This window comes from Bordetella ansorpii (assembly GCF_900078315.1).
GTDB lineage: Bacteria > Pseudomonadota > Gammaproteobacteria > Burkholderiales > Burkholderiaceae_B > Bordetella > Bordetella ansorpii.
Genome location: NZ_FKBS01000029.1, coordinates 120,476 through 135,661, shown reverse-complemented (window position 1 = coordinate 135,661; position 15,186 = coordinate 120,476). Strand labels below are relative to the sequence as shown.

At 70.7% G+C, this 15,186-nt stretch carries 4 protein-coding genes; all 4 read left to right on the top strand.

Annotated features, from left to right (window positions below; translation table 11 throughout):
- Positions 1-303: hypothetical protein (locus A7W11_RS22435; RefSeq protein WP_162270303.1), on the top strand; the 303-nt coding region annotated here is incomplete at its 5' end.
- A 66-nt stretch (positions 304-369) separates the two neighbouring features.
- Positions 370-900, top strand: a complete 531-nt coding sequence (locus tag A7W11_RS22430; protein ID WP_066419585.1) for an RNA polymerase sigma factor — start codon at positions 370-372, stop codon at positions 898-900.
- Positions 897-1,889, top strand: coding sequence for a FecR family protein (locus A7W11_RS22425; RefSeq protein ID WP_235816949.1), 993 nt, complete (start codon positions 897-899; stop codon positions 1,887-1,889). The genes A7W11_RS22430 and A7W11_RS22425 overlap by 4 nt, the downstream gene beginning before the upstream one ends.
- A gap of 224 nt (positions 1,890-2,113) precedes the next feature.
- Positions 2,114-15,184 carry a filamentous haemagglutinin family protein gene (locus A7W11_RS22420; RefSeq protein WP_066419584.1) on the top strand — a complete coding sequence of 4,357 codons (13,071 nt, stop codon included), beginning with the start codon at positions 2,114-2,116 and terminating at the stop codon, positions 15,182-15,184.
- The last annotated feature ends 2 nt before the right edge of the window (positions 15,185-15,186 follow it).

Here is a 15,186-nt window from a genome sequence, read left to right as displayed (position 1 = left end):
GGGGATCCGCAGAACGTGCGGTTGCGCTACGAGGGCCAGGTGCAGCAGCGCATCCTGCGGGAGTTGTGCCGTCGTCCCGCCCTCGAGGCCGGACGCCACCGCATGGCCATCCGCTTCTGGGTCGGGCCCGAGGCGAGGCTGGGGCCGTTGCAGGTCAGTGTCACGCGGCGGCCCGATCTCGAGACCGCGGTCCATGACGCCCTGATCGGCCTGCCGCTGAATCTGCCGCCCGAGGGCGTGGCCCAGCCGGCCATCATGCAGATCGTGCCCGGGGCGGCCGGTCATCGAGGATGCTCCGAATGAGTCTCGCCGCCCACGCCGGGCGCCCGTTGCCGATCCGCGCGGCCCCCCGGGCCAGGAATCCTATCCATGAGTGACAACGGTGTGTCCCGCCTGCGTCTGCTGATCACCGAGCGCTACGATGCCTTGCGCGCTCAGGTGGCGCGCCGCCTGGGCAACTCCAGCGAGATGGCCGGCGATGCGTTGCATGACGCCTATCTACGCCTGTCTGGCCGCGACGACCTGGATCTGGTGCAGTTTCCGCAGACCTACCTGGTCAATACGGCCGTGCATGTGGCCATCGACCGCATGCGGGCGGACTCGCGGCTGGTCAGCGAGGAAGAGGTCGAGGCCCTGTTCGGACCCGTCGACGAAAGCGCCGACCCGGGCCGCCAGGCCGAGGGCCGCTCGCGGCTGGCCGCGCTGGTCCGTATCATGGACGAATTGCCGCCGCGCCAGCGCGCGCTGCTGGTCGAGACGCGCGTCCATGGGCGCACGCGTACCGAGCTGGCCAAGTGCTGGGGTATTTCGGCGGCCATGGTCGGACGCGAAGTCCTGGAGGCGCACCGCTATTGCATGAAGGCCCTGAAGGCACGGGACCAGGACGACGATCGGCCATGATCCCGGCGCAAACCAATTCCGGCATGCCGCCCGGCGCGTCGGCCAGCGAATGGGACGAGATCGAATCCCAGGCGCAGGCCTGGGCGGTCGAACTGGGCACCGACCGGCCGACGCGGCGCACGCTGGCGGCCTTTCATCGCTGGCGCGGCCAGAGCGCCGCGCATGCCCAGGCCTGGGAACAGGCCGCGCAAGAGTGGCGGCAGATGGGGCAGGCCACCCTCCAGTTCGATCTCGAGCGACCCCGCCAGATACGCTCGCCCGCCCAGGTGCGCAACCGGCGCCGGGCTTTCCTGGGAGGGGCGGCCGCGGCCTTCGGCACGCTGGGGGCGTTTGCGTTGATTCGCCCGCCCCTGCATCTGTGGCCGTCCTGGGGCGAGTTGCAGGCCGACTACCGCACCGGCACTGGCGAACAGCGTGATGTCCCGGTCGGCCGTAACGTCACCGTTTCCTTGAACACACAAACCAGCGTGTCGCTGCAGCAGCCGGAGGGCGTGCCGCAACTGCGGCTGATCTCTGGCGAGGCCGCTTTGCAGACCTCGGGAACCCCTTGCGAGCTGGTCGCCGGCGCGGTTCGCTTGACCCTGGGCGACGGCGAGGTGGAAATGCGCCAGCTCTACGAGGGAGGCGCCGGTTGGGCCCGGTGCAGCCGGGGCAGCGCGCGTCTTGTCCATCCCCAAGGAAGCCTGACGCTGGGCGCAGGCCAGCAGGTGTCCTACGACGCGGGCAAGCTCGGCCCTGTCACCACGATGACGGGCGGCGGCGAGTGGCGGCGCGGGATGGTGGTATTCCACGATCTGCCGTTGTCGCAGGTGGTCGATGAGATCAATCGCTATCGTCCCGGGCGTGTCGTGCTGATGAACCGGGAACTGGCGAATCGCCGGTTCAGCGCAAACTTCGCGATTGCCCGTCTGGACGACGCCATCGAGCAACTGCGCCTGTCGCAAGGGATACAGGTGCGGCGTGTCGGAAATGTCGTGCTGCTGTCCTGATCCTTCGCGCGTGGAATGCCGGCCTTGAGGTCGGCCGCGGACGCGGGGGGCGCGACGACCGTGGGCTTGGCGGCGGCCCGTGTGCGCGGGTGGCGCAGCTGTCACAGAAAATTCATGCGGATTCCGGTTTAGTTTTGCGGTGGCCAATCGACTAGTAGTCAGCCGCGCGGGGGCCGTCTCGGGCCCTGCGTGTAGACGATTGCTCCGTTCAGGATTCGATAGCCATGCCCGTGCAGACCCCCACGCCCGCCCGTCCGATCGCCGCCCGCAGCCGCCCCGGCTGGACGCCGGTTTTTTCGCGCACTCCTCTGGCGCACGCCCTGGCCTTGCTGGCCCTGGCGGGCGGGATGGGCTGGCATGATGCCACGCAGGCGCGTGCGTGGTTTGCAGCGGATGGCGCGGGCAAGAGCGCCGCGGCGAACGCCAGCGCGGCGGCACGGGCGCACGCGGCCCACGGCGGCGTCGGGGCGCAATCCGCGGCCGCGCAGCAGGCGGCGGCCCAGCAGAAGCTCAGCCGCTCCATCGCCAACCTGAACCGCACCGCCGGCGCCATCGCCGCGCAGCAGGCGGCGCAGGCCGCGGCGCGCGAAGCGGCGCTGGCGGCGGGGGCCGGCGTGCCCGACGGCCTGGCCGAGGGCGGCATGAAGGTCGACACGAATCCGCTGACGGCGGGTTGGCTCAATGCACAAGGCCCGGTGCAGACGGCATCGGGCGGCAAGACCACGGTGTCGATCCAGCAGACCGCGGACCGCGCCATCCTGAACTGGGAGACCTTCAACGTCGGCAGGAACACCACGGTGGCCTTCCAGGGCCAGCATGCCGACTGGGCGGTGCTCAACCGCGTGAACGACCCGCAGGCGCGGCCCTCGCAGATCCAGGGTGCGATCAAGGGCGACGGCACCGTCATGGTGGTCAACCGCAACGGCGTCGTGTTCAGCGGCGCGTCGCAGGTCGATGCGCGCAATCTCGTGGCCGCGGCTGCGGCCATCACCGACGACCAATTCCGCGACCGCGGGCTGTACAACGGCGCCAATCCGGTCTTCACCGACGCCGGTGGAAAAATCGTGGTCGAGCAGGGCGCGCTGCTTCGCACGCCCGCGCCGACCACCTCCACCGCGGGCGGCGGCTACGTGCTGCTGCTGGGCAGGCAGGTGGAGAACGCCGGCGTGATCAGCACGCCGCGCGGCCAGGCGGCGCTGGCTGCCGGCGACAGCTTCGCCATCGTGCGCGGGCAGGGCACGTCCGAAAATCAGGCTTCCACCACACGCGGCAACCAGGTCACGGCTACCCTTGCCGCCGGCGACGACGCGGGGGCGGTGCTCAACACCGGCGTGCTGCAGGCCGTGATGGGCGACGTGACGATGCTCGGGCGCGACGTGAAGCAGGCCGGCGTGGCGCTGGCCACCACGTCGACGGATACGCGCGGCACGGTGCACCTGACGGCCACGGGCGCCGAGGGCAAGGTCACGCTGGCGCGCGAGGCCGTCACGGCCATCGTGCTGGAGAACACCGACGCCACGGCGCTGGACAGCCAGCGCGATGCCCTGCAGGCGCCGGCATTGAGCACGGTCGACAGCCCCATCGTGCCGGGCGACCTGTATCGGCGCGATCTGTCGCTGGTGGAGATCGCCAGCGGCGGCGCGGTGGACTTCGAGGGCGGCTCGCTGACGCTGGCCACCGGCGGGCAGATCGGCGTGCAGGCGGCTACGCGCGCGCTGGTGCGCGACGGCGCGGTGCTGGACGTGTCCGGGGCCATCGGCGTGCGCGTGGCGATGGAATCCAACAACCTGAACATCAACGTCCAGGGCAACGAGCAGCGCGACGCGCCGGGCAACCGCGACAGCAAGAACCTGAACAACAGCGACGTGTGGCTGGATCGCCGCTCGCTGGTGTATGTGGCGGCCGGCACCAACGGCTACGAGACCGACCGCTGGTACACGGCGGGCGGGCTGCTGGAGGTGGGCGGGTACCTGGCCACCAGCGGGCGCGGGGTGGGCCAGTGGATGGCGCAGGGCGGCATGGTGCGCTTCGCGGGCGGCGAGGCCGTCACGCAGCAGGGTTCGCAGATCAACCTGTCGGGCGGCACGCTGGACGTGCAGAGCGGTTATCTGCGCCAGTCGTGGCTGCGCGGCAATGACGGGCGGCTGTACAGCGTGGACCGCGCGCCGGGCGACGTGCTCTACAAGGGGCTGTACCAGGGCTACGAGCAGCACAGCGAGCGCTGGGGCAACACGCGCTACTACCGTTCGCCGCTGATCGGACCGGAGCGCCGCTACGAACTGGGCTACACGGTGGGCCGCGATGCGGGCGTGCTGGTGGTGGGGACTAAGAGCGCCGTGCTGGAAGGCGAGTTGGTCGGCGACACCTACCAGGGGGCGAGGCAGACGCAGGCCGCGCAGGCGGGGCTCGATGGCTTATACCAATCGCAGCAGGCGGTGGCGCGCGGCGGGCAACTGGTGGTGGGCAGCTACGTGCCCTACTACGTGAAGGAAAGCGGCACGCGGCAGTACAGCCTGGGCGCCGATGGCAACACCATCCGCAATGTGGTGCTGGGCACGGACGGGGCGCTGATCGCCGCTGGGCTGGATCTGGAAGCGGCCTTGCCCGAAGACCGCCAGGGCACGCTGTACCTGGACACTGACCAACTCAACGGCTTCGAGCTGGGCGCGCTGCGTGTCGCGGCCACGGGAAGCATTACGGTCGACGGCGCGCTGCGCACCGGCGCGGGCGGCGAGATCGTGCTGTACGGGCCGGACATCGCGGTCAACGCCGACCTGGCCGCGCGCGGCGGCAGCATCCAGTTGGGCAACGTGCGCAAGCAGGTCAGCGGCAACCTGCGCGACGAGGATACGATCCTGGCGCCGGTCGCCAACGCGCGGGCTCGCGTGGTGGTGGCCGAGGGCGTGACGCTGGATGCCAGCGGCCTGTGGACCAACCTGCGGCTGGACCGCGGCGCCATCGCGGGGTTGCCGTTCGTCAGCGGCGGCGCGGTGTCGATCCGCGGCAGCAGCGACATCACGCTGGCGCAGGGCAGCATCATTGACGTGTCCTCGGGCGCGGCACTGCTGGCCGATGGCGACCGGCAGGGCGGACGCGGCGGCAACCTGACGCTGGAAGCCAATGCGCAGGGCAACGTCTCGGACGCCGCGCTGCTGCTGGACGGCGACCTGCGGGGCCATGGCGTATCCGGGGCCGGCACGCTGGCGCTGCAGGCGCCGCGCGTGGTCGTCGGCGGCGCGGCTGTCGAGCCGGGCGAGGAGGGCGATCCGGCCCAGGCGGCGGACAGCACGGCCGGCACGCTGCGCCTGTCCGAAGACTTCTTCGACAAAGGATTCGCGGCCTACCGCATCGCGGGCGTGCAGAGCCTGACGGTGGCCGACGGCGCCCAGGTGGACGTATCGCGGCCCGTGTATCGCTATCGGCTGGACGCGTCGAACGTTGCCGCCGGCCAGCCGGTGTCGTCGGCGCTGGAGCTATGGACGCCGCCCCTGTATCAAGAGGACGCAGTCGCGGCCGAGCTGACGCGTCGCGCCGGCGCCAGCCTGTTCCTGCGGGCGGGCGGGGCTCTGCCCACGGCCGCGCAGATGGCTGGCATCGAGGCCCGCGTCGGACAGGGCGCTCGCGTGGCCGTTGACCCGGGCCAGTCCATCGAGATCCGCAGCGCGGGCCAACTGACGGTGGAAGGCAGGCTGGATGCCTGGGGAGGCCGCATCGAGTTGGGCGGCACCACGGCGACCGGGCAGACCCCCGCCCAGGGCGGCCGCGGCCTGTCGATCTGGCTGGGCGAGCATGCCGTGCTGGACGTGGCGGCGCGCGCGGCGGTGGCCACGGGCCCGTTGAATCTCCAGTACGGCATCGTGGAAGACGGCGGCAGCATCGTGATCGGCGGCAGCATGAACCCCGCCGACGGCAGCATCGCATCCTCCGACCTTTTCCTGGTGCTGCGCGAGGGCGCGGTGCTGGACGCGTCCGGCACGCAGGCCGCCATTGACGTGCCGGGCCAGGGCCGCACCCTCGTGGCCAGCGATGGCGGATCGATCTCGCTGCTGTCGAACGTGGGGCTGTACCTGGACGGCGAGCTGCGGGCGCGGGCGGGCGGCGCCGGGGCGTCGGGCGGCAGCCTGCGCGTGGGCCTGGGCGCCGGTGTGCTGCCGCAGGGCGTGGCGGCATTCACCGAGCTGGTGGTGTCGCAGGACCGGGCCTCGGGCGGCTCGGGCCTGGTCGGCGCCGGCCCCGCCGAGGCGGCGGATCAACTGGCGTATGGCCGGGCGCGCTTGGCGGCCAGCCAGGCGCAGGACGGTGGCTTCGATGCGCTGACGCTCTACAGCAGCGGCATGATCGCCTTCGATGGCAATGTGAGCCTGACCATGGGCCGTTCGCTCGACCTGTACGCCGGCTCGCTGGGCCTGGCGCAGGACGCGCCGGCCAACAGCCGTGCGACGCTGGCCGTGCCGTACATGCTGCTGGCGGCGTCGGCGCTGCCCAGCGCGGGCGACCAGCAGAGCGTGAAGCTGCTGCCGGGCATGAATTACGGCGATACCGCCATGCAGTTGTCGACGCAGCCCGTGGCGGGCAGGCTGTCTCTGCAGGCCAGCCAGGTGCTGGACGTGCGCGGCGGCGCGGGGCTGGGCGTGGGCGGCCGGCTGACGATTCCCGCGGTTGGCGGCACTCCGGCCCAGGCCATCGACCGCCGCGGTTTCGAGCACGTCGAACTGGCCAGCGCGGGCGACATGCGCCTGCAATCCGGCACGGTCTATGCCACCGGCGACCTGACGCTGGCCGCCGCGCAGATCTATCCGTCGACCGGCCAATCGGCGACCCTGTACGCCGGCTGGCGAGGCCGCAGCGCGGCGTTCGATCCGGACCGCACGCTGCGTGTGCTGCGCACCAGCGCCGATCTGCCCGCCACGCCGTATTCGGCGTTCGGCAGCCTGGCGCTGGCGGCGGCTCGCGTCGAACAGGGCGGCGTGCTGCGCGCGCCGCTGGGCAAGATCGCATTGGGGGTCGGCGACGGCGGCACGGACACCCACTCGGTCGTATTGCTGCCGGACAGCGTCGTGTCGGCCAGTGGCGCCGGGTTGGCGATGCCATACGGCGGCACGGTGGACGGCGTGGTCTGGAACTACGCCGGCCAGCAGGTCAAACTGGCTGGCGTGGGCTCGGCCGAGGGCGGCAGCGTTTCGCTGTCCGGACAATTCGTGGACGTGCGCGAAGGCGCCGTCATTGACCTGACCGGTGGTGGCAAGCTATCCGGCGCCGGCTTCGTGGCGGGCCGTGGGGGCTCGACCGACGCGCGCATGCATCCGCTGGTGCAGGTGGGCCGCGATGGCTTCACGCTGCCTGGCCTGGACACCAACCCGGTCTACGCCATCGTGCCGGGCATGCAGGCCGCGGCCGCGCCGGTCGATGGCGAGGCAGGGGCCAGCGCTGCCGCACGTGGGCAGGCCATCACCGTCGACGCGGGCGTGCCGGGCCTGCCGGCGGGCACCTACACCTTGTTGCCCTCCACGTATGCGCTGCTGCCCGGCGCATTCCGCGTCGAGCTCAACGGTCGGGCCGGGCAGGGCGCGGCGGGCCGCGCGCAGCAACTGCGCAACGGATCGTGGTCGGCCGGCGCCACGCTGTCGGTGGCCGGCACCGAAATTCGCGACAGCCTGTCCAGCCGCGTCTTCCTGACGCCGGCCGACGTGCTGCGCACGTACTCGCAGTACAACGAGACCTCGTACACCGACTTCGCCCGCGTCGACGCAGCGCGGCTCGGCATCCCGCGCGCCAGGATCGAAGCCGACGCCAAGCGGCTGGACCTGCGGTTCACGGCTCGCGAGGCCGGCAGCGATGCGCTGAGCCTGGCCTTCGACGGCACGGTGCTGGGCGCTCCGGCAGCGGGCGGCTTCGGCAGCACGCTGGTCGTATCCGGCAGAAACATCGAGATCCTGTCCGACACGGCCGCGCCCAACACCACGGGCATGGTGGCGATACGCGCCTCCGACCTGAACAAGGCCGAAGTGAACCAGTTGTCGATCGGCAGCGCCGCGCAAGTCGACTATGGGCAGGGCGGCAACATGATCCGCTTCCGCGGCGACGGCGTCGCCAGCAAGGTGTACGTGCGCAGCGGCGCAGTGCTGCGCGCGCCAGAGATCCTGCTGGTGACGCGGGCCGGTCTGTTCGGCGAACCCGGGGTCATCGACATCGAACGGGGGGCGGTGCTCAGCACATTGGGCCAGGGGGCGCCGGCCTACAGTTCGGCGGACGGTTTCATCTACCAGCCCTCCGATTACAGCGTGGTCGCGGTTTCCAACGGCCGGCAGCAATGGCTTGCGCCGGCGGACGGCCAGACGGCCATGCCTACCCCCATCCGCGTGGGTGGGTGCGAGGTGGGCAATTGCGTGGGCACTACCGCCTTGTATTCCGAAGGCAGCATCACCTTCGCCACAAACAAGGATTTCGTGCTGGACGACACGGTGCGCTACGGCACGCGCCATCTCAGCCTGGCGGTGGGCGCGTTCAACATCGGCAGCGCCCCGTCGCTGGAAGCCGCGCGCGCACGCGGCGCGTTGGCGCCCGGCCTGGTGCTGAACCAGGACATCCTGTCGCGCCTGCTGCAGGGCGATGCCAGCAGCGGTGCGCCTGCGCTGGAAACGCTGGAGCTGATCGCCGGCCAGTCGATGAACTTCTTCGACACGATCACGCTGTCCACGCTGGACGCGCAGGGCAGGTCGCTGCTGGACAACCTGATGCTGACCGCGCCGGCCATTTACGGCTATGGCGACGGCGCGGCGGTGGCGCGCATCCAGACCGGCCACCTGGTCTGGAACGGGGCAGGCGGCATCGGCTCGAGCAGCGCGCCCGGCGCGGTGCTTGCAGGTGGCGCGGGCACGGGCTCGGGCACGTTCGAGGTGGATGCGCGGCGCATCACTTTCGGCTACGGCCCATGGGGCCAGCCCGACGGCACCAGCGAGCTGCAGCGCATGACTCTGGGCTTCGCCGATGTCGATCTGAGGGCCAGCGAACGCATCACCGCCAACAACCGCGGCACGTTGGCCGTGCACCAGGCCCAGGGCGAGTACGTGGCGGGCGAGGGCTTCCGCTACAGCGGCGGCAACCTGAACCTGATTACGCCGCTGCTGACCGGCGAATCGGGTTCGGTCAACAAGGTCAGCGCGGGCGGCGACATCCGCGTGTCCGCGGGACAGGGCATTCCCGCCGACCCCGCCGCGGTGGCCGACCTGGGCGGCGAGCTGTCGCTGTCGGCAGGCCGCGCGTTGAGCCTGGATACCACGGTGGCCTTGCCCAGCGGCCAGCTGACGCTGGCCGCCGAGGGAGGCGTCTTCATCGGCGCCGCCGCCCGCGTTGACATGGCAGGCCGCGCCATCACCTTCTTCGACGACGCGGGCGCCACTCGCTACAGCTGGGGCGGCCAGGTGAACCTGCGCAGCGCAGCCGGCGACGTGCGCGTGGCGCAAGGTTCGGTCATCGACCTGACGGCGCGCCACAACCAGGCCGGCAAGCTCAGCGCCATCGCACTGGGCGAGGCCGCGGGCACGGTCGACCTGCAGGGCCGCATCGTGGGCAGCGCCAGCGGCCACTACGAGGCCGGCGGCACCCATGTGCCCTATCTCGAGGGCGCGGTCGAAGTTCGCGCCCAGCGCTTGGGCGACGGCGATCTCAGCACCGAGTTCGCCGCTCTTAACCAGCGCCTGAACGAAGGCGGCGTGTTCGGGGTGCGCAGCTTCCAGTTCAAGCAGGGCGACCTGACGATTCAAAGTGAACCGGGCACCGGCGTGGGCGACGTGGCGTTGCACGCCAACCTGAAGGCCAACCAGATCGACATCTCCGTCGACGGCGGCCGCCTGACGGTGGCGGGTCTGGTGGACGCCAGCGGTGAGCGCGTGGGCAGCATCCGGCTGGCGGGCAAGCAGGGTTTGACCATCGCCGGCAACGGCGTACTGGACGCCCACGGCACGATGCTGCGCATGGACAGCTACGGTCAGATCATCGATGCGCCGAATCGCGCCGTCATCGAACTGAACTCGGGCGACGGCCTGCTGACGCTGGCCGACGGCGCGCGCATGGACCTGCGCTACGGCACCGACGACCCGCGCTATGCGGCGCTGCCGGCGCTGCGCGACCGCGCCATGGCGCGCGGGCCGCTGGGCACCCTGGAATTGTTCGCGCCGCGCATCGATGCCGCGGGCAATACCGGCACGCAAGACGCGGCCTCCTATGGAGACGTGGCGATCGACGCGCGCGGTACGCTTGCCATCCAAGGGGCGAGGTCCATCGCGTTGAACGCGGTGCAGCGCTACGACGACGCGCGCGACGGCGTCGATCCCGCCGCCGACGGCAAGCCGTACCAGGTCATCGACCAGGACTACCTGGACGAGAAGCACGGCGACAGCACCGACTTCATCACGCACGCGCTGGCCAATGGCACCCTGCTGAACACCGAGCTGTCCGGCCTGTACAACGCCGCGCATCGCGACGTGCTGCACCTGCGCCCGGCCGTGGAGATCGTCAGCAAGACGCCCGACGGCAACCTGGTGGTCAGCGGCGATCTCGATTTGTCGCGCTACCGCTACGACAGCCTCAACCCGCTGGTGAAGGCGCGCTACGTGCCGAACGCGGCGCCGGGCAGCGCGGGCTATGGCTCGGGCGAACCGGGCGCGCTGGCCATCCGGGCGGGCGGCGACCTGAGCATCTATGGCAGCATCAACGACGGCTTCACGCCGCCGCCCGATACGCCCGACGACACCGGCTGGGTGCTGACGCCGGGCCGGCAGGGCTACGGCGGCGACGTGGTCGTGCCCGGACCGGGCGTGGAACTGGCCGATGGCACGCGCTTCCCGGCAGGCAAGACGCTGAACTATGCGCTGCCCATCAAGGCAACCACGCTGGCCGCGGGCACGGAATTGCCCGCGCAGGCCGAGCTGACCGCCGAATTGAAAGTGCCTTCCGGCACGGTGCTCAGCGCCGCGGTGCGCAACGCCGACGGCACGATCCGGCATGCGGCCGGCACGCTGCTGGCCAACGGCAACGGCGATCCCATCACCTTGCCGGCGGGCAGCCTGCTGGATGCGGGCTTTCGCTTGCCGGCAGCGGCGGCGCTGGCGGCGATGACCTGGCCGGCGGGCGTGCCGCTGCCCAGCCGCGCCAGTTCGCACCCAGTCAATGATCCGGACGGCGTTTTCCTGGCCGGCGCCCTGGCATTGAAAGTGGGCGCGCTGATTCCGTCGTTGACCGACGTGAAGCTGGCCGACGGCGTGATCTCCATACCGCTGCGCACGGTGACCGGCGGCAGCATGGGCCGCAACTGGGCGGTGGCGGCCATGCTGCCCGAGGGGTCGCTATCGTGGGGCTTGCGGCTGGTGGCGGGGGCGGATGTCGACGCCGCCGACCCCCGCCTGGCACGCGCGGATGGCAAGGGCCGACTGGTGCTGGCCGATACCCACTACAGCCTGTACGGGCAGCGCGAGATCATTCCGGGCACGCCACCGCAGGTAACTGGAAAGTGGTTCTGGACTGCGATCGCTGGGGACTTTGGCTTCGTTCCCGACTCGCCGCTGACGGAAGAACAGATCGCCGAAGGGTGGTGCCCGTCAGAGCTTTGCCTGATGGCGCAGTACATCTACAGCGATCTCATCGCTGAGTTCGGTATGCCGGAACTGGTCGGCAAGCCTGTGGCCGAGGCCGACATGGGGTGGTGCCCCGACGTCTGCGTCCAGGTCGGCGAGACCATCCCTGGCACCCCGCCGCAGGCCGGAGACGTCATCAAGATCCACCCCGTGGCGCAGAACTTCAGCGTGCTGCGCACCGGCACGGGCGACCTGGACCTGATCGCCGGCGGCGACTTGGCGATGCAGTCGCTGTACGGCGTCTACACGGCCGGCATGTCCACCGCCTCGCGCGCCGGCGGCCAGGCCGATGCCTTCGATCGTCCTCGCGCACGTGCCGCGGACGGCACCTACCTGGATACGGCCGTCACCCCGCTGCCGCCGCCGGGTGCGGAGCCGTCCGGCCCCGTGTACGAATCGCTGGTCGATGGAGGCGTAGCCAGCACTTATGCGGCCTGGTATCCCGACGGCGGTGGGAACCTGTTGCTGCGCGTAGGCGGCAACCTGACCGGCGACATGCAGGGTTCGTACAACCCCCAACGGGACTACGTGGACCTGCGCCAGCAGCGCAACAGTGTGGACATGGGCAACTGGCTATGGCGCCAGGCCGGCGGCGGAGCCGGGCTGGAGGCCATCCCTGCCAGCTGGTGGATCAATTTCGGCACGTATGTGTCCGGCAGCGCGGCCAGTGTCAATGCCTGGAAGGGCCTGAGTTCCGAAGAGATGACGGGGGTGCATGGTATCCCCGAGTTGGTGGGCTTTACCGGCATCGGTACGCTGGGCGGCGGCAACTTGACCGTGTCGGTACTGGGTGACGCGGGCATCCAATCGCGCCGCGGTAGCCCAGCCGACGAAACCGAGCGCGCGCGTAGCCAGGGTCTCGTGCTGGCCGTGGGCAGCACCGGCCGCGTGCTGGCCGACGGCACGCAGACGCTGACGGGCGGCGGCGATCTGGTGTTCGACGTGGGCGGCGCATTCAATCCGGGTCTGGAGGCTCGCGCAGTGTCGACGAGCGGCGCGGACGCGGTCTTCAGCGCAGACTACAAGCGTCAGAATCCGAACACGAATGGCATGCTGGCCAACCTGCGCGGAGCGTTGCGCATGCAGGCGGGCGAGTCGGGCGGGGTCGCGCTGACGTATTACCAGACAGGCCCGGGCCAAGCCGACAACCGGGAGGCGCGCGCGTTCGACGCCTATGCGCCGTCCCTGGGGGCCGCCACGGGCGGCCCGGTGCTGATGCTCGGCGACGCTGCGGCCAGCATCGACACGCGTGGCGATCTGGTGGTGGCGGGCACCGGCGATCCTGGGCGGGTGGCGCTGCCCGTGACTTTGCTGGATCGCACGGCCCAGCCAGCCGGCAGCTATGGCTGGTTCTCGCTGTGGACGGAAAACACCGCGATCTCGCTTTTCGCGGCGGGCGGAGATCTGGCGCCCAGCACGCAGACGTCGTACTACGGAACCACCGGAGGCCAGATATTCGACCGCAACGATGCCGCGACCGATGGCCGTTTCGTGTGGCCGTCGCAGCTCGATGCCGTAGCGGCCCGGGGGAGCGCCTATCTGGGGCGTTCATCGTGGGGGATCACCCCGGTCCCGCAACTTTTCGATCCGACCACCTATTCCCTGCTGCTGGCGCCGTCGGCCAAGGGCCGCCTCGCCCTGTTGGCGGGTGATTCGATCTATGCCGGCGGCTATACCATCACCCGCTCCGGCGCCAGCGTGGCAGCGATGCCTACGCCGTTCGCGCCAGCGTTCATCGTTTTCCCGACCGGCGCCAACGTCCCCTTTGTGGCGCATAACCTGGCGGCCGATGCCGTTCGTCCCCAGGAAGGTCGCTATCCTTTGTTCACCTTCGGTTCGGGATCCGCGTCAGGCCAGGTCGGCCGACTGGCCGAACCTACACGCCTCTATGCCCTGTCCGGCGACATCATCGGGCTGGGCAGTGGAGAAATCCTCGACTTCGCCGATGGCGCTCGCGCAGGCCAGACCTGGTACGAAGGCGCCGGCCCCGTGTGGATGCGCGCCGGACGCGACATCGTGCGATCAGGCACCCTGGAAAGCTACGGCTCCGACGGCGCGCCGGAGCGCAAAGCGCTGCCTGGAGAGTTGGCGGCCGCCCCAGGCAATTACTTTGGCAGCGGCGCTTCCGCCGGCAACCTGTTCGTCCACGACGACCCCACGGACGTCTCCATCGTCCAGGCGGGACGAGACATCCTGTACAGCAACTTCAACGTGGCCGGCCCGGGCACGCTGGAAGTAACCGCCGGGCGCCATATCCTGATGGCGGGACAGGCGGGGCTGACCATCCAGAGCCTGCCGATCCCCGGCGAGGCCGGCCTGCGCAGCCTGGGCCCCGTCGTACCTGGCGACACCCGACCCGGCGCCGGCATCGTGGTGCAGGCGGGGATGGGCGCGGCAGGCGCGAACTATGCCGACTTCCTGGCCAGCTACCTGGACCCGGCCAACCTAGCCGCGGCCGGCACGCCGCTGGCCGACCAGCCGGGCAAGGTCGCCAAGACCTACGAGGCCGAACTGGCCGAGTGGCTGGCCGCCCGCTACGGCTACGACGCGGCGGCCGACGGCGGCGACGCGCAGGCCGTTGGCGAACGCGCCCGCGCCTGGTTCGCGGCATTGCCCGCCGAACAGCAGCGCATCTTCGCCCGCCAGGTCTACTTCGCCGAACTGCGCGAGGGCGGCCGCGAATACAACGACGCCGATGGCCCGCGCTTGGGCAGCTACCTGCGCGGCCGCAACGCCATCGCGGCGCTGTTCCCCGAAAAGAACGATGCCGGCGAAGCCATTGTCTACCAGGGCGACCTGCTGATGTACGGCGGCTCGGGCATCCACACCGACCGCGGCGGCGACATCCAGGTGCTGACCCCGGGCGGCGCGCAGACCTATGGCGTGGAAGGCGAAGCGCCGCCCTCCACGGCAGGCGTCATCACGCGCGGCCAGGGCGACATCCAGATGTATTCCCTGGGCAACATCCTGCTGGGCCAGAGCCGCATCATGACGACCTTCGGCGGCGACATCCTGGCGTGGGCGGCGCAGGGCGACATCAACGCTGGCCGGGGGTCGAAGACCACGGTGGTCTACACCCCGCCGCTGCGCGTCTACGACGGCTGGGGCAACGTGACGCTGTCGCCGCAGGTGCCCAGCACCGGCGCGGGCATCGCCACGCTGAACCCGATTCCGGAAGTGGCGCCGGGCGACGTGGACCTGATCGCGCCGCTGGGCACGATCGACGCGGGCGAGGCGGGTATCCGCGTGTCGGGCAACGTCAACATCGCGGCCTTGCAGGTGGTGAACGCGGCCAACATCCAGGTGCAGGGCGAGTCCAAGGGCATCCCGGTGGTGGCGGCGATCAACGTGGGCGCGTTGAGCAACGCCAGCGCGGCGGCCACCACGGCGGCGACGGCGGCGCAGGATGCGGTGGCGCGGTCAAGAGCAGCGGCCCAGAAGGCGCTGCCATCCATCATCAGCGTGCAGGTGCTGGGCTTCGGCAACGAGCCCGCCGTCCCGGCTGTTCCTCGCCAATCTGGCCAGCCGGGCGCCGCCGCACCGGCACAGCCGGCCAGCTACAGCGCCCAGAGCATGCTGCAGATGGTCGGTCGCGGCGAGACGTTGACGCCGGCGCAATTGGCCCGCCTGTCTGCCGAGGAGCGCCGCAAGTTCGGCCTGTAAGA